Genomic DNA, 13611 nt, shown 5'->3' on the forward strand with positions numbered 1-13611 from the left:
GCTACATAAACCGAATCCGATGTTACCCGGCGCACATACCCCGGGCAGACCAGGGCGCCCGCCCAGTTGCGGACAACTGAGCGGGCGCCATGGGTACCAGCCTTACAGCTCGGTGACGGAGCCACCGGCAGCGGTGATCTTCTCCTTGGCCGACGCGCTGAACGCGTGCGCCGACACCTGGAGGGCCACCCCGCCGAGGTCGCCGGTGCCGAGGACCTTGACCGGCTGGCCCTTGCGGACCGCGCCGGCCTCGACCAGCTCCAGCGGGCCGACCTGGCCGCCGTTCGGGAAGAGCTCGGCGAGCCGGTCCAGGTTGACCACCTGGAAGACGACCTTGAACTTGTTCTTGAAGCCCTTCATCTTCGGCAGGCGCATGTGGATGGGCATCTGCCCACCCTCGAACGCCGCCGAGATGTTCTTGCGGGCCTTGGAGCCCTTGGTACCGCGACCGGCGGTCTTGCCCTTGGAGCCCTCACCGCGACCCACACGGGTCTTCGCGGTCTTGGCACCCGGGGCCGGGCGCAGGTGGTGAACCTTGATCGTCATTACTCGACCTCCTCGACCTTCACGAGGTGGTTGACCGCGAAGATCATGCCCCGGATTTCGGGACGGTCCTCCTTGACCACCACGTCGTTGATCCGCTTCAGGCCGAGCGAACGCAGCGACTCACGCTGGTTGTGCTTGGCGCCGATCTCGGACCGGAGCTGGGTGACCTTCAGGCGAGCCATCAGGACGCCACCCCCGCCCGCGACGCCAGCATGGCGGCCGGCGCGACGTCCTCGACCGGCAGACCACGACGGGCCGCGACCTGCTCCGGGGACTCGAGGCCCTTCAGAGCCGCCACCGTGGCGTGCACGATGTTGATCGGGTTGGACGAGCCGAGGCTCTTGGAGAGCACGTCGTGGATGCCCGCGCACTCCAGCACGGCACGCACCGGCCCACCGGCGATGACACCCGTACCGGCCGAGGCCGGCTTGAGCAGCACCACACCGGCGGCGGCCTCACCCTGCACCGGGTGCGGGATCGACTGACCGATCCGCGGCACCTTGAAGAAGTGCTTCTTGGCCTCCTCGACACCCTTGGCGATCGCCGCGGGCACCTCCTTGGCCTTTCCGTAGCCCACGCCGACGTTGCCGTCGCCGTCGCCCACGATCACCAGGGCGGTGAAGCTGAAGCGACGACCACCCTTCACGACCTTGGCGACGCGGTTGATCGCGACGACCCGCTCGAGGTGCGGGGTCTTCTCGACGGGCGCGTTTCCGCGGCCGCCCTCACGGCGGTTGTCGCGGCGACCACCCTCGTTGCCACCGGACCCGCCGCCACGGCGCTGTTGACCTGGCATCAGCAGCCTTCCTTATCTCTCGTGACGGGGTTTCTAGAACTCGAGCCCGGCTTCGCGGGCGGCATCGGCAAGCGCGGCGACCCGCCCCGCGTACCGGTTGCCACCGCGGTCGAAGACGACCTTCGAGACGCCGGCGGCCTTGGCGCGCTCGGCGAGCAGTGCGCCGACCTTGCCGGCCAGGGCGCTCTTGTCGCCCTCCGTACCGCGCAGCGAGCCGTCCAGGGTCGAGGCCGACGCCAGGGTGTGACCCTTGGTGTCGTCGACGATCTGGGCGACGATGTGCCGCAGGGAGCGGGTGACGACCAGGCGGGGACGCTCGGCGGTGCCGCTGACGTTCTTGCGGACCCGGAAGTGTCGGCGCGCACGCCCGACGGCGCGCTTGGCGGCGACGCCGCGGCGGCGCTTGAGCAGCGTGGCGCTCACTTCTTACCTGCCTTTCCAGCCTTGCGGCGGATGACCTCGCCCTGGTACTTGACGCCCTTGCCCTTGTAGGGCTCCGGCGGGCGGATCTTCCGGATGTTGGCGGCGACCTCACCGACCTGCTGCTTGTCGATGCCGGCCACGTGGAACAGGGTCGGCCGCTCCACCGTGAAGGTGATGCCGTCCGGGGCCGGGACGACCACCGGGTGCGAGAACCCGAGCGCGAACTCCAAGTCCTTGCCCTTGGCGGTCACACGGTAACCGGTGCCGGCGATCTCCAGGCTCTTGCGGTAGCCCTCGGTGACGCCGACGATCATGTTGGCGACCAGGGTACGGCTCAGGCCGTGCAGTTCCTTGGCCTTGCGCTCGTCGTTCGGCCGGTTGACGTGCAGCTGGCCGTCCTCGCCCCGCTCCGCCTTGATCGGCTCGGCGAGCGTGTGCGACAGCTCGCCCTTGGGGCCCTTGACCTTGACGGTCTGGCCCTCGATCGTGATGTCGACGCCGGAAGGCACCGGGATCGACTTACGTCCAATACGCGACATTTCTACCTGTCTCCCGTTACCAGACGAAGGCGAGGACTTCCCCGCCAACGCTCCGCTTGCGGGCCTGCCGGTCGGTGAGCAGCCCCTGGGACGTCGAAATGATCGCCACGCCCAGCCCGCCGAGCACCCGCGGGAGCCCGTCCGACTTGGCGTACACCCGGAGACCGGGCTTGGACACGCGCTTGATGCCGGCCAGGCTCCGCTCGCGGTTCTGGCCGTACTTCAGCTCGACGACCAGTCGCTTGCCGACGGCGCCCTCCTCGGGCTCCTCGACCAACCAGGTGGCGATGTAACCCTCGGCCTTGAGGACCTCGGCGATGTTCGCCTTGATCTTCGAGTAGGGCATCGTCACCCGGTCGTGGTACGCCTGGTTGGCGTTACGCAGACGCGTGAGCATGTCTGCGATCGGGTCGGTCATCGTCATGAAATTCGTCAACCTTTCTCGCCGGGGTTCCCCGGGCTGGGCCCGGGGCCTACGGCGAAGAGACAGTTCAGCTGACGCGCGAAGCGCGCCGGGCTATTACCAGGAAGCCTTGGACACGCCGGGCAGCTCACCGCGGTGGGCCATCTCCCGGATGCACACCCGGCAGAGACCGAACTTGCGGTAGACCGCCTTCGGACGCCCGCACCGCTGGCAGCGGGTGTAGGCGCGAACCGAGAACTTCGGCTTCGCGGCCGCCTTGATGATCAGCGCCTTCTTGGCCATCTCAGTTCTCCTTGAACGGGAAGCCCAGGAGCTTGAGCAGCGCCCGGCCCTCGTCGTCGGTCGTGGCGGTCGTGACCACCGTGATGTCCATGCCCCGCTGGCGATCGATCTTGTCCTGGTCGATCTCGTGGAACACCGACTGCTCGGTCAGACCGAACGTGTAGTTGCCGTGCCCGTCGAGCTTGCGCCCGTCCAGACCGCGGAAGTCGCGGATACGCGGCAGCGCGATCGACAGCAGCCGGTCCAGGAACTCCCACATCCGGTCGCCGCGCAGGGTCACCTTCGCGCCGATCGGCATGCCCTCGCGGAGCTTGAACTGCGCGATGGACTTGGTCGCCCGCCGCACCAGCGGCTTCTGACCGGTGATGGTGGCCAGGTCACGGACCGCGCCGTCGATCAGCTTGGCGTCCCGAGCGGCCTCGCCGACGCCCATGTTGACGACGATCTTGACGAGCCCGGGCACCTGCATGGGGTTGCCGTAGTTGTGCTGCTCCTGCAGCTTCGCCACGACCTCGTTGCGGTACCGCTCCTTGAGGCGCGGCATGGTCTTGGTTTCGGTAGCCGTGGTCATCACAGGTCCTTACCGGTGCTACGCGCGATGCGGACCTTCTGGCCGTTGTCGTCGATCCGGTAACCGACCCGGGTCGGCTTCCCTTCGGAGTCCAGGACCTGCACGTTCGAGACGTGGATCGGGGCCTCCTGGGTGACGATGCCACCGGTCTTGGCGCCACGCTGGGTGGTGCTGATGCGGGTGTGCTTCTTGACCCGGTTCACGCCCTCGACCAGGACCTTGTCCTGCCGCGGGTAGGCCGCAATGACCTTGCCCTTGGCACCCTTGTCCTTGCCGGCGATGACGACGACCGTGTCGCCCTTCTTGACCTTCACGGTCACAACACCTCCGGCGCGAGAGAGATGATCTTCATGAACCGCTTGTCCCGCAGTTCCCGACCCACCGGGCCGAAGATACGGGTACCGCGCGGGTCCCCGCCGTCCTTGATGATGACGGCGGCGTTCTCGTCGAAGCGGATGTACGAACCGTCCGGCCGCCGCTTCTCCTTGGCGGTGCGGACGACGACCGCCTTGACGACGTCGCCCTTCTTCACACCGGCACCCGGGATCGCGTCCTTGACGGTGGCCACGATGACGTCGCCGATGCTCGCGTAGCGCCGACCGGAGCCACCGAGAACCCGGATGCACAGGATCTCCCGGGCACCCGTGTTGTCGGCGACGCGCAGTCGCGACTCCTGCTGAATCACGTCTATCTCCTATGTCTGCCGGTTCTCCGGCCGCCCTCGCGGACGGCCGGAGCCTGGCGGAACCTGCGCCCGACCGAAACCGGCCGAGCTCGAGCCTTCGCTACTTGGCCTTCTCGAGGATCTCCACGAGCCGCCACCGCTTGGTGGCGGAGAGCGGCCGGGTCTCCATGATCAGGACCCGGTCGCCGATACCGGCCGAGTTCTGCTCGTCGTGCACCTTCAGCTTGCGCGTACGGCGCATGATCTTGCCGTACAGCGCGTGCTTGACCCGGTCCTCGACCTCGACCACGACGGTCTTTTCCATCTTGTCGCTGACCACGAGGCCCTCACGCACCTTACGGCTGGCCCGCGTGGTAGCGGTGGTGTTCTCGCTCATGATGCAGTCACCTCAGTCGGCGCGGCCGAGAGCCCCAGCTCGCGCTCACGCATGATCGTGTAGATCCGGGCGATCTCCCGACGGATGACCTGCAGCCGCCGGTTGTTGTCCAGCTGCCCGGTCGCGGCCTGCACGCGGAGATTGAACAGCTCCGCCTTGGCCTCCCGCAGCTTCGTGACCAGCTCCTCCTCGGAGAGCTCACGCAGCTCGGTCGCCTTAACGCCCGCTGCCATCAGGATTCACCCACTTCGCGCGTCACAATGCGGCACTTCATCGGGAGCTTGTGGATCGCGCGACGCATCGCCTCTCGCGCAATCTGCTCATTGGGGAAGGACATCTCGAAGAGAACCCGCCCCGGCTTGACGTTGGCGACCCACCACTCGGGCGAGCCCTTACCGGAACCCATCCGGGTTTCGGCCGGCTTCTTGGTCAGGGCCTGGTCCGGGAAGATCGTGATCCAGACCTTGCCGCCACGCTTGATGTGACGGGTCATCGCGATACGCGCCGACTCGATCTGGCGGTTGGTCACGTACGCCGGCTCGAGAGCCTGGATCCCGAACTCGCCGAACACCACCCGGTTACCACCCTTGGACGCGCCGTGGCGGTCCGGGTGGTGCGGCTTGCGGAAGCCCTTCGGGGGCTTGCGCGGCATCAGCATCTGTCAGCCCTCCTGCTGCGTTTCTGCCGCGGCGGCGACGGCGGACGGGTCCACCGGCTCGCCACTCGGCGTCTCGGCCTGCTGCGCGATGGTGGTCGCAGCAGCCCGGCCGGCCTCGGTGCCACCGGCCGTCGTGCCGGACGAACCGGACCGACCACGGCGCGGCCGCTCGGGACGGTCGCCACGCTCACCACGACGCGGGCGGGACGGACCGGCCTCGGCCGGAGCCTCCCGGCCCGGGACGGCGTCACCCTTGTAGATCCAGACCTTCACGCCGATCCGGCCGAAGGTCGTACGGGCCTCGAAGAAGCCGTACTCGATGTTGGCCCGCAGCGTGTGCAGCGGAACCCGACCCTCGCGGTAGAACTCCGTCCGGCTCATCTCGGCGCCGCCGAGGCGACCCGAGACCTGGACGCGGATGCCCTTGCAGATCGGGTTCTTCATGGCCGACTGCATGGACTTACGCATCGCCCGACGGAAGCTGACCCGGCTGGAGAGCTGCTCGGCGACGCCCTGGGCGACGAGCTGCGCGTCCGACTCGGGGTTCTTCACCTCGATGATGTTGAGCTGCACCTGCTTGCCGGTGAGCTTCTCGAGCTCGCCGCGGATCCGGTCGGCCTCCGCACCCTTCCGGCCGATGACGATGCCCGGCCGGGCGGTGTGGATGTCGACGCGGACCCGGTCCCGGGTGCGCTCGATGTCGACCTTGGAAATGCCGGCGCGCTCGAGGCCCTTGGACATCATCCGGCGGATCTTGACATCCTCGCCGATGTAGTCCTTGTAGAGCTTGTCCGCGAACCAGCGGGACTTCCAGTCGGTCGAGATGCCGAGCCGGAACCCAGTGGGGTGAACCTTCTGACCCATTACTCGGCACCCTCCGTCGTGCTCTGCCCCTCAGCGGCCTCGGCCCGGGTGGCCGGAGCGGCCTTCTTCGCCGACTTCTTCGGCGCGGCCGGCGCGACCGCCTCCACCGCCACCGTGATGTGGCAGGTGCGCTTGCGGATCCGGTAGGCCCGGCCCTGCGCCCGCGGCCGGAACCGCTTCATGGTCGGGCCCTCGTCGACGAACGCCTCGCTGACGAGCAGCGCATCGGGGTCCAGCCGCTCGTTGTTCTCCGCGTTGGCAATCGCGCTAGCGAGCACCTTGTACACCTGCTCGCTCGCAGCCTGCGGCGCGAACTGCAGCACCGTTAGCGCCTCCTTCGCGGGCAGGCCGCGGACGAGGTTGACCACCCGGCGCGCCTTCATCGGCGAGATGCGCACGTGCCGCGCAACCGCCCGCGCGCCCGGAAGCACCGGAGCGTCGCCCTTTCCTGGCATCGCTGTAACCCCTTGTTCCTCTATCCGTATGCCCGCGGCGTCAGCGCCGGCGGCTCTTCCGGTCGTCCTTCTCGTGACCCTTGAACGTGCGGGTCAGCGCGAACTCGCCGAGCTTGTGCCCGACCATGGCCTCGGTCACGAACACCGGGACGTGCTTGCGTCCGTCGTGCACGGCGATCGTGTGCCCCAGCATCTCGGGGATGATCGTCGAGCGCCGCGACCAGGTCTTGATGACGTTCTTCGAGCCCTTGTCGTTCTGCGTCTCCACCTTCTTGAGCAGGTGGTCGTCGATGAACGGGCCCTTCTTAAGGCTGCGAGGCATGTCTTATCTCCCTCAGCCGCGCTTACGCGTGGCGTAGCGGCGGCGGACGATCAGCCGGTCGCTCGGCTGGCCCTTACGACGGGTGCGGCCCTCGGGCTTACCCTGCGGGTTGACCGGGTGGCGACCACCGGAGGTCTTACCCTCACCACCACCGTGCGGGTGGTCGACCGGGTTCATCGCGACACCACGGACGGTCGGGCGCTTGCCCTTCCACCGCATCCGGCCGGCCTTGCCCCAGTTGATGTTCGACTGGTCGGCGTTGCCGATCTCGCCGATGCTGGCGCGGCAGCGGACGTCGACCCGCCGGATCTCACCGGACGGCATACGGAGGGTCGCGTACACACCCTCGCGGCCGAGCAGCTGGATGCCGACGCCGGCCGAACGGGCCAGCTTGGCGCCACCGCCGGGACGGAGCTCCACGTTGTGAATCGTGGTACCGACCGGGATGTTGCGCAGCGGGAGGTTGTTACCCGGCTTGATGTCGGCGCCCGGGCCGGACTCGACGCGGTCGCCCTGCTTCATGTCCTTCGGCGCGATGATGTACCGCTTCTCGCCGTCGGCGTAGTGCAGCAGCGCGATGCGCGCGGTGCGGTTCGGGTCGTACTCGATGTGCGCGACCTTCGCCGGCACGCCGTCCTTGTCGACCCGCTTGAAGTCGATCAGACGGTACTGCCGCTTGTGGCCGCCACCGTGGTGACGGGTGGTGATCCGACCGTGGGCGTTACGTCCGCCCTTCTTCGGCAGCGGAGCCAGCAGCGACTTCTCAGGCGTCGACCGGGTGATCTCGGCGAAGTCGGCGACGCTGGAGCCACGCCGGCCCGGCGTCGTCGGCTTGTATTTACGGATAGCCATTGTCTACACCCCTCAGCTGACCGGGCCGCCGAAGGCCTCGATACGGTCACCGTCAGCCAGCTTCACGATCGCCCGCTTGGTCGACTTGCGCTGACCGAACCCGGTCTTGGTGCGCTTGCGCTTGCCCTCGCGGTTGAGCGTGTTGACCGTCAGGACGCGGACGTTGAAGATCTGCTGGATAGCGATCTTGATCTCGGTCTTGTTCGCGTCCGGGTGCACCAGGAAGGTGTACCAGTTCCGGTTCAGCTCGCTGTAGCTCTTCTCCGAGACGACCGGCGCGACGATGATGTCGCGCGGATCGGCGATCGTGCTCACTTGCCACCCTCCTCGGTGGTCTCGGCGGGAACACCCAGGAACTCGTCCAGGGCGTCCTTGGTGAAGACCACGTCGTCGGCCACCAGCACGTCGTACGTGTTGAGCTGGCCGGCCTCGATCAGGTGCACCCGCGGCTCGTTGCGCAGCGACACCCAGTTCAGCTCGTCGGTGCTGCTCAGCACGACCAGGACCCGGCGGGCCTCGGTCAGCTTGACCAGCGTGGCCAGAGCGGCCTTGGTCGACGGCTTCTCGCCCGAGACGAACGCCTCGACGACGTGCACCTGGCCGGCGCGCGCCCGGTCGGAGAGGGCGCCACGCAGGGCGGCGGCCTTCATCTTCTTGGGGGTGCGCTGGCTGTAGTCACGCGGGACCGGGCCGTGCACCACGCCACCGCCGGCGAACTGCGGTGCGCGGATCGAGCCCTGCCGGGCGCGACCGGTGCCCTTCTGCTTGTACGGCTTCTTGCCGCCGCCGGCGACCTCGGCGCGAGTCTTAACCTTGTGCGTGCCCTGGCGGGCCGCCGCGAGCTGAGCCACCACTACCTGGTGCATCAGCGCGACGTTCGCCTGGACGTCGAAGATGTCGGCCGGCAGCTCGACGGAGCCGCTCTTGGCGCCTTCGACGTTGAGGACGTCAACGGTGGTCACTTGGCCGCACCGCCCTTCTTCACCTTGCTCTTGGCCGCGGTACGGACCAGGACCAGCGCGCCCTTGGGGCCCGGGATGGCGCCACGGACGAGCAGGAGGTTGTTATCGGTGTCGACCGCCTGGACGGTCAGGTTCTGGACGGTGTAGCGCACGCCACCCATCCGGCCGGCCATCCGGGTGCCCTTGAAGACACGACCCGGGGTGGCGCAGGCGCCGATGGAGCCTGGCGAGCGGTGCTTGCGCTGGACACCGTGGCTGGCGCGCAGACCGTGGAAGCCGTGCCGCTTCATCGGGCCGGCGTAGCCCTTGCCCTTGGTCTTGCCGGTGACGTCGATGGTGACGCCGGCCGGGAACTCCTCGACCGTGACCTCCTGGCCCAGCGAGTAGTCCGCGGCGTCCGCGGTGCGCAGCTCGACGATGTGCCGGCGCGGCGCCACGTCCGCCTTCGCGTAGTGCCCGCTGACCGGCTTCTTGACCTTGCGCGGGTCGATCGTGCCGTACGCCAGCTGGACTGCGGAGTAGCCATCCTTCTCGGCGCTACGAACCTGGCTGACGACGCACGGGCCGGCCTGAACCACGGTCACCGGCACAACGCGGTTGTTGTCCCAGACCTGGGTCATGCCGAGCTTGGCGCCCAGGATCCCCTTGACTTGCCTGTCCATTTGTCCGATCCCTACAGCTTGATCTCGATGTCGACGCCAGCCGGCAGGTCGAGGCGCATGAGCGAGTCGACCGTCTTCGGGGTCGGGTCGATGATGTCGATCAGCCGCTTGTGCGTGCGCATCTCGAAGTGCTCGCGCGAGTCCTTGTACTTGTGCGGCGAGCGGATAACGCAGAAACGGTTGATCTCCGTGGGCAGCGGCACCGGGCCCGCGACCTGCGCCCCGGTACGCGTCACCGTCTCGACGATCTTCCGAGCCGAGGAGTCGACGACCTCGTGGTCATAGGCCTTGAGCCGGATGCGGATCTTCTGTCCCGCCATGGTGGCTTCTGTTCCTTCTCTCGATGCCGCTGTGTTGCGGGCGCCTGTACCGGCTGGTACAGGCCCACTTCGCCGACCCCCGCGGTCGGGCGTGTCGCGCCCTGGGGCCAGGCTCCGCCCCGGGACTCCGGAGCGGTTCTTGAACCACGCGGTGGGTCAAGGCGCCGATCGCATCACAGCGATCCGGACGCCGTGCGAGGGTGGTTGACCGCCTGGGGCGATCAACCACCCTACGCGCGACTGTTGGTCTCCCGGAGGTCCAGCATTCACCGGACGCAGGTGACTAACCGTCGTTACGCAACCTGACTAGTATGCCGCACGACCGGCGGCGACGCTAATCGGGGTTACCCAGCTCACTTGAGGATCTTGGTGACGCGACCAGCGCCGACCGTACGTCCACCCTCGCGGATCGCGAACTTGAGGTTCTCCTCCATGGCGATGGGCTGGATCAGCTTCACCGTCATGGTGGTGTTGTCGCCCGGCATGACCATCTCGGTGCCCTCGGGCAGCGTGACGACGCCGGTGACGTCCGTGGTCCGGAAGTAGAACTGCGGACGGTAGTTCTGGAAGAACGGGGTGTGCCGGCCGCCCTCCTCCTTGGAGAGGATGTAGACCGTCGCCTCGAACTCCGTGTGCGGGGTGCTGGTGCCCGGCTTGACGACCACCATGCCGCGCTCGACGTCCTCGCGCTTGATGCCGCGCAGCAGCAGACCGACGTTCTCGCCCGCGCGGGCCTCGTCGAGCAGCTTGCGGAACATCTCGATGCCGGTGCAGGTGGTCTTCATCGACTTCTCACGGATACCGACGATCTCCACCTCCTCGTTCGGCTTGAGGATGCCGCGCTCCGCGCGACCGGTGACGACCGTGCCACGACCGGTGATCGTGAAGACGTCCTCGATCGGCATGAGGAACGGCTTCTCGGTCTCGCGCTCCGGCTGCGGGATCGCGGTGTCGACCGCGTTCATCAGCTCCATGAGGCGACCGGTCCACTCGGGGTCACCCTCGAGGGCCTTCAGCGCCGAGACCCGGACGACCGGCAGGTCGTCACCCGGGTACTCCTGCGCCGACAGCAGCTCGCGGACCTCGAGCTCGACGAGCTCCAGGAGCTCCTCGTCGTCGACCATGTCGCTCTTGTTGAGCGCCACGACGATGTACGGCACACCGACCTGACGGGCCAGCAGCACGTGCTCGCGGGTCTGCGGCATCGGGCCGTCGGTCGCCGCCACCACCAGGATCGCGCCGTCCATCTGCGCGGCACCGGTGATCATGTTCTTGATGTAGTCGGCGTGACCGGGGCAGTCGACGTGCGCGTAGTGACGCGCCTCGGTCTGGTACTCGACGTGCGCGATCGAGATCGTGATGCCGCGGGCCTTCTCCTCCGGCGCCTTGTCGATCTCGTCGAACGGCGTGTACGGGTTGAGGTCCGGGAACTGGTCGTGCAGGACCTTGGTGATGGCCGCCGTCAGCGTCGTCTTACCGTGGTCGATGTGACCAATGGTGCCGATGTTGACGTGCGGCTTAGTCCGCTCGAACTTCGCCTTCGCCACTGGTGTCCTCCTGTGGACTTCTTGGTTCGTTCGCCCCGGCGCGCCAGGTCGGCGCTTAGGACTCTGTCGACAGCCTTTCCGGCCTGACGGCCGGAGAGCTTTGGTGGGTTCTGCGGCGATGAAGCCTACAGGCCCGGTCTCACACAATCCGATCGAGGTGGCCGCGGGCGGGGAGTGCCCTCCCGCGACCAGCCTCGGATCATCGGATCAGCTCAGGTGAGCGTCACTCACCCGTCGCCTTGGCGATGATCTCCTTCGCCACGCTCTGCGGAACCTCGGCGTAGGAGTCGAACTGCATGCTGTAGCTAGCCCGGCCCTGGGTCTTCGACCGCAGGTCGCCGACGTAGCCGAACATCTCCGACAACGGCACCAGAGCCTTCACGATGCGGGCGCCACTGCGCTCCTCCATCGCCTGGATGATGCCGCGGCGGGAGTTGAGGTCGCCGATGACGTCACCCATGTTCTCCTCAGGAGTGGTGACTTCAACGGCCATCATCGGCTCGAGCAATGCCGGGTCGGCCTTGCGGGCCGCGTCCTTCATCACCATCGAGCCGGCGATCTTGAATGCCATTTCCGACGAGTCGACCTCGTGGTACTGGCCGTCCAGCAGCGTCAGCTTGACACCCACCAGCGGGAAGCCGGCGAGGATGCCGTACTGCATGGCGTCCTGCGCGCCCGCGTCCACCGACGGGATGAACTCCCGGGGGATGCGGCCACCGCTGACGGCGTTCGCGAACTCGTAGGTCGGCGAGTCGTTGTCCAGCGGCAGCGGCTCGATGCTCACGATCACGCGGGCGTACTGGCCGGAACCACCGGTCTGCTTCTTGTGGGTGTACTCGACCTTGTCCACCTTGCGGCGGATGGTCTCGCGGTACGCCACCTGCGGCTTACCGATGTTCGCCTCGACGTTGAACTCGCGGCGCATCCGGTCGACCAGGATGTCCAGGTGCAGCTCGCCCATGCCGGAGATGACCGTCTGACCGGTCTCCTCGTCCAGCTTGACGCGGAAGGTCGGGTCCTCCTCGGCCAGCCGCTGGATGGCCGTGCCCAGCTTCTCCTGGTCAGCCTTGGTCTTCGGCTCGATCGCCACCGAGATGACCGGCTCGGGGAAGGTCATCGACTCCAGGATCACCGGGTTAGCCGGGTCGCAGAGCGTGTCACCGGTGGTGGTCTGCTTGAGACCCTGCACCGCAATGATGTCGCCAGCCTGGGCCGAGCCGCGCTCTTCCCGCTTGTTGGCGTGCATCTGGTAGATCTTGCCGATCCGCTCCTTCCGGTCCTTGGTGGAGTTGACCACCTGAGATCCGGAGTCGAGCGTGCCGGAGTAGACCCGCACGTAGGTGAGCTTGCCGAGGTGCTTGTCGGTCTGGATCTTGAAGGCGAGGCCGGAGAACGGCTCGTTCTTCGACGGCTTCCGCTGCAGCGGGGTCTCGCCGTCGGTGGCCGTACCCTCGATCGCCGGGACGTCCAGCGGCGACGGCAGGAAGTCGACGACGGCGTCGAGCATGGGCTGGACGCCCTTGTTCTTGAACGCCGAGCCGCAGAGCACCGGGTTGGCCTTGCTGGCGATGGTGGCGCGCCGGATGGCGGCCTTGATCTCCGCGACGGAGTTCTCCTCGCCCTCCAGGTACTTCTCCATCACCGCGTCGTCGACGTCGGCGAGGGTCTCCACCAGCTTCTCGCGCCACTCGGCCGCGGAGTCGGCCAGCTCGGCCGGAATCTCCTCGATGGCGTAGTCCTCACCCTTCTGGGTCTCCCCGCGCCAGGTGAGCGCCTTCATTTCGATCAGGTCCACGACACCGATGTGGTCGCCCTCGAGCCCGATCGGGATCTGGAGCACCAGCGGGGTGGCGTTGAGCCGGTCGATCATCATCTGCACGCAGCGGAAGAAGTCGGCACCGGTCCGGTCGAGCTTGTTGACGAAGCACATCCGGGGAACGTGGTACTTGTCGGCCTGACGCCAGACGTTCTCCGTCTGGGGCTCCACGCCGGCGACACCGTCGTAGACCGCGACCGCACCATCCAGCACCCGCAGCGACCGCTCGACCTCGACCGTGAAGTCGACGTGACCGGGCGTGTCGATGATCTGGATCGTGTGGCCCTTCCACTCACACTTGGTAGCAGCGGAGGTGATGGTGATACCACGCTCCTGCTCCTGCTCCATCCAGTCCATGACGGCAGCGCCCTCGTGGACCTCACCGATCTTGTACGTGATACCGGTGTAGAACAGGATCCGCTCGGTGGTCGTGGTCTTACCGGCATCGATGTGCGCCATGATGCCGATGTTGCGTACGTTGGCGAGCGCGTCTGCGGCGGCCACTTCAATC

At 67.3% G+C, this 13611-nt stretch carries 23 protein-coding genes; all 23 read right to left on the reverse strand.

What is annotated here, in order from left to right; all coding sequences use genetic code 11:
* Nucleotides 1-102: 102 nt before the first annotated feature.
* The 23 genes from rplO to fusA all read right to left on the reverse strand — a co-directional run bounded on the left by rplO (nucleotide 103) and on the right by fusA (nucleotide 13604).
* Nucleotides 103-546: a 50S ribosomal protein L15 gene (gene rplO / locus V6U81_RS12460; protein WP_088991891.1), complete on the reverse strand. Its 444-nt coding sequence runs from the start codon at nucleotides 544-546 to the stop codon at nucleotides 103-105.
* Nucleotides 546-728, reverse strand: coding sequence for a 50S ribosomal protein L30 (gene rpmD, locus V6U81_RS12465; protein ID WP_334488289.1), 183 nt, complete (start codon nucleotides 726-728; stop codon nucleotides 546-548). Before rpmD ends, rplO begins: the two co-directional genes overlap by 1 nt.
* Nucleotides 728-1342: a 30S ribosomal protein S5 gene (rpsE, locus tag V6U81_RS12470; protein WP_334488292.1), complete on the reverse strand. Its 615-nt coding sequence runs from the start codon at nucleotides 1340-1342 to the stop codon at nucleotides 728-730. Before rpsE ends, rpmD begins: the two co-directional genes overlap by 1 nt.
* Before the next feature lie 33 nt (nucleotides 1343-1375).
* A complete protein-coding gene (gene rplR / locus V6U81_RS12475) occupies nucleotides 1376-1765 on the reverse strand; it encodes a 50S ribosomal protein L18 (RefSeq protein WP_334488295.1) in 390 nt (129 codons plus the stop codon).
* Nucleotides 1762-2304, reverse strand: a complete 543-nt coding sequence (gene rplF, locus V6U81_RS12480) for a 50S ribosomal protein L6 (protein ID WP_088973237.1) — start codon at nucleotides 2302-2304, stop codon at nucleotides 1762-1764. Before rplF ends, rplR begins: the two co-directional genes overlap by 4 nt.
* Before the next feature lie 16 nt (nucleotides 2305-2320).
* Nucleotides 2321-2728, reverse strand: coding sequence for a 30S ribosomal protein S8 (gene rpsH, locus V6U81_RS12485; protein WP_067301438.1), 408 nt, complete (start codon nucleotides 2726-2728; stop codon nucleotides 2321-2323).
* Between the two features lie 96 nt (nucleotides 2729-2824).
* On the reverse strand, nucleotides 2825-3010 hold the full coding sequence (locus tag V6U81_RS12490; RefSeq protein WP_007465272.1) for a type Z 30S ribosomal protein S14: 186 nt from the start codon (nucleotides 3008-3010) through the stop codon (nucleotides 2825-2827).
* Between the two features lies 1 nt (nucleotide 3011).
* Nucleotides 3012-3581 carry a 50S ribosomal protein L5 gene (rplE, locus tag V6U81_RS12495; protein ID WP_088960259.1) on the reverse strand — a complete coding sequence of 190 codons (570 nt, stop codon included), beginning with the start codon at nucleotides 3579-3581 and terminating at the stop codon, nucleotides 3012-3014.
* Nucleotides 3581-3901: a 50S ribosomal protein L24 gene (gene rplX, locus V6U81_RS12500; protein WP_179801876.1), complete on the reverse strand. Its 321-nt coding sequence runs from the start codon at nucleotides 3899-3901 to the stop codon at nucleotides 3581-3583. Before rplX ends, rplE begins: the two co-directional genes overlap by 1 nt.
* Nucleotides 3898-4266: a 50S ribosomal protein L14 gene (gene rplN / locus V6U81_RS12505; RefSeq protein WP_007073026.1), complete on the reverse strand. Its 369-nt coding sequence runs from the start codon at nucleotides 4264-4266 to the stop codon at nucleotides 3898-3900. The genes rplX and rplN overlap by 4 nt, the downstream gene beginning before the upstream one ends.
* Nucleotides 4267-4366: 100 nt before the next feature.
* Complete coding sequence (gene rpsQ, locus V6U81_RS12510; protein ID WP_334488308.1) at nucleotides 4367-4642, reverse strand: 30S ribosomal protein S17; 276 nt, start codon at nucleotides 4640-4642, stop codon at nucleotides 4367-4369.
* The gene (rpmC, locus tag V6U81_RS12515; RefSeq protein WP_007465283.1) at nucleotides 4639-4875 is read right to left on the reverse strand and encodes a 50S ribosomal protein L29; all 237 of its coding nucleotides are present in this window, start codon (nucleotides 4873-4875) and stop codon (nucleotides 4639-4641) included. Before rpmC ends, rpsQ begins: the two co-directional genes overlap by 4 nt.
* On the reverse strand, nucleotides 4875-5300 hold the full coding sequence (rplP, locus tag V6U81_RS12520) for a 50S ribosomal protein L16 (RefSeq protein ID WP_073834927.1): 426 nt from the start codon (nucleotides 5298-5300) through the stop codon (nucleotides 4875-4877). Before rplP ends, rpmC begins: the two co-directional genes overlap by 1 nt.
* A 3-nt stretch (nucleotides 5301-5303) precedes the next feature.
* Nucleotides 5304-6164: a 30S ribosomal protein S3 gene (gene rpsC, locus V6U81_RS12525; RefSeq protein WP_334488315.1), complete on the reverse strand. Its 861-nt coding sequence runs from the start codon at nucleotides 6162-6164 to the stop codon at nucleotides 5304-5306.
* Nucleotides 6164-6619, reverse strand: a complete 456-nt coding sequence (rplV, locus tag V6U81_RS12530) for a 50S ribosomal protein L22 (protein WP_334488318.1) — start codon at nucleotides 6617-6619, stop codon at nucleotides 6164-6166. The genes rpsC and rplV overlap by 1 nt, the downstream gene beginning before the upstream one ends.
* Before the next feature lie 40 nt (nucleotides 6620-6659).
* Nucleotides 6660-6941: a 30S ribosomal protein S19 gene (gene rpsS / locus V6U81_RS12535; protein ID WP_088647003.1), complete on the reverse strand. Its 282-nt coding sequence runs from the start codon at nucleotides 6939-6941 to the stop codon at nucleotides 6660-6662.
* Nucleotides 6942-6953: 12 nt separating this feature from the next.
* Nucleotides 6954-7793, reverse strand: a complete 840-nt coding sequence (gene rplB / locus V6U81_RS12540; RefSeq protein WP_154941820.1) for a 50S ribosomal protein L2 — start codon at nucleotides 7791-7793, stop codon at nucleotides 6954-6956.
* 12 nt (nucleotides 7794-7805) lie between these two features.
* Nucleotides 7806-8108 (reverse strand): 50S ribosomal protein L23, encoded by a 303-nt coding sequence (gene rplW, locus V6U81_RS12545; RefSeq protein ID WP_091317975.1) that lies wholly within the window; start codon nucleotides 8106-8108, stop codon nucleotides 7806-7808.
* A complete protein-coding gene (rplD, locus tag V6U81_RS12550; protein WP_334488335.1) occupies nucleotides 8105-8755 on the reverse strand; it encodes a 50S ribosomal protein L4 in 651 nt (216 codons plus the stop codon). The genes rplW and rplD overlap by 4 nt, the downstream gene beginning before the upstream one ends.
* Nucleotides 8752-9417, reverse strand: coding sequence for a 50S ribosomal protein L3 (gene rplC / locus V6U81_RS12555; RefSeq protein ID WP_334488338.1), 666 nt, complete (start codon nucleotides 9415-9417; stop codon nucleotides 8752-8754). The genes rplD and rplC overlap by 4 nt, the downstream gene beginning before the upstream one ends.
* Before the next feature lie 11 nt (nucleotides 9418-9428).
* A complete protein-coding gene (gene rpsJ, locus V6U81_RS12560; protein WP_007073037.1) occupies nucleotides 9429-9737 on the reverse strand; it encodes a 30S ribosomal protein S10 in 309 nt (102 codons plus the stop codon).
* A gap of 353 nt (nucleotides 9738-10090) precedes the next feature.
* Nucleotides 10091-11284 (reverse strand): elongation factor Tu, encoded by a 1194-nt coding sequence (tuf, locus tag V6U81_RS12565; RefSeq protein ID WP_334488340.1) that lies wholly within the window; start codon nucleotides 11282-11284, stop codon nucleotides 10091-10093.
* 223 nt (nucleotides 11285-11507) lie between these two features.
* Nucleotides 11508-13604: an elongation factor G gene (fusA, locus tag V6U81_RS12570; protein ID WP_334488342.1), complete on the reverse strand. Its 2097-nt coding sequence runs from the start codon at nucleotides 13602-13604 to the stop codon at nucleotides 11508-11510.
* Nucleotides 13605-13611 lie beyond the last annotated feature (7 nt).

This window comes from Micromonospora lacuserhaii (genome assembly GCF_036902735.1).
GTDB lineage: Bacteria > Actinomycetota > Actinomycetes > Mycobacteriales > Micromonosporaceae > Micromonospora.

Excerpts from the sequence above, each read along its gene's own strand:
- rplO (WP_088991891.1), bottom strand. The coding sequence starts at position 546 with ATGACGATCAAGGTTCACCACCTGCGCCCGGCCCCGGGTGCCAAGACC.
- rpmD (WP_334488289.1), bottom strand. The coding sequence starts at position 728 with ATGGCTCGCCTGAAGGTCACCCAGCTCCGGTCCGAGATCGGCGCCAAG.
- rpsE (WP_334488292.1), bottom strand. The coding sequence starts at position 1,342 with ATGCCAGGTCAACAGCGCCGTGGCGGCGGGTCCGGTGGCAACGAGGGT.
- rplF (WP_088973237.1), bottom strand. The coding sequence starts at position 2,304 with ATGTCGCGTATTGGACGTAAGTCGATCCCGGTGCCTTCCGGCGTCGAC.
- rpsH (WP_067301438.1), bottom strand. The coding sequence starts at position 2,728 with ATGACGATGACCGACCCGATCGCAGACATGCTCACGCGTCTGCGTAAC.
- V6U81_RS12490 (WP_007465272.1), bottom strand. The coding sequence starts at position 3,010 with ATGGCCAAGAAGGCGCTGATCATCAAGGCGGCCGCGAAGCCGAAGTTC.
- rplE (WP_088960259.1), bottom strand. The coding sequence starts at position 3,581 with ATGACCACGGCTACCGAAACCAAGACCATGCCGCGCCTCAAGGAGCGG.
- rpsQ (WP_334488308.1), bottom strand. The coding sequence starts at position 4,642 with ATGAGCGAGAACACCACCGCTACCACGCGGGCCAGCCGTAAGGTGCGT.
- rpmC (WP_007465283.1), bottom strand. The coding sequence starts at position 4,875 with ATGGCAGCGGGCGTTAAGGCGACCGAGCTGCGTGAGCTCTCCGAGGAG.
- rplP (WP_073834927.1), bottom strand. The coding sequence starts at position 5,300 with ATGCTGATGCCGCGCAAGCCCCCGAAGGGCTTCCGCAAGCCGCACCAC.
- rpsC (WP_334488315.1), bottom strand. The coding sequence starts at position 6,164 with ATGGGTCAGAAGGTTCACCCCACTGGGTTCCGGCTCGGCATCTCGACC.
- rplV (WP_334488318.1), bottom strand. The coding sequence starts at position 6,619 with ATGCCAGGAAAGGGCGACGCTCCGGTGCTTCCGGGCGCGCGGGCGGTT.
- rpsS (WP_088647003.1), bottom strand. The coding sequence starts at position 6,941 with ATGCCTCGCAGCCTTAAGAAGGGCCCGTTCATCGACGACCACCTGCTC.
- rplB (WP_154941820.1), bottom strand. The coding sequence starts at position 7,793 with ATGGCTATCCGTAAATACAAGCCGACGACGCCGGGCCGGCGTGGCTCC.
- rplC (WP_334488338.1), bottom strand. The coding sequence starts at position 9,417 with ATGGACAGGCAAGTCAAGGGGATCCTGGGCGCCAAGCTCGGCATGACC.
- rpsJ (WP_007073037.1), bottom strand. The coding sequence starts at position 9,737 with ATGGCGGGACAGAAGATCCGCATCCGGCTCAAGGCCTATGACCACGAG.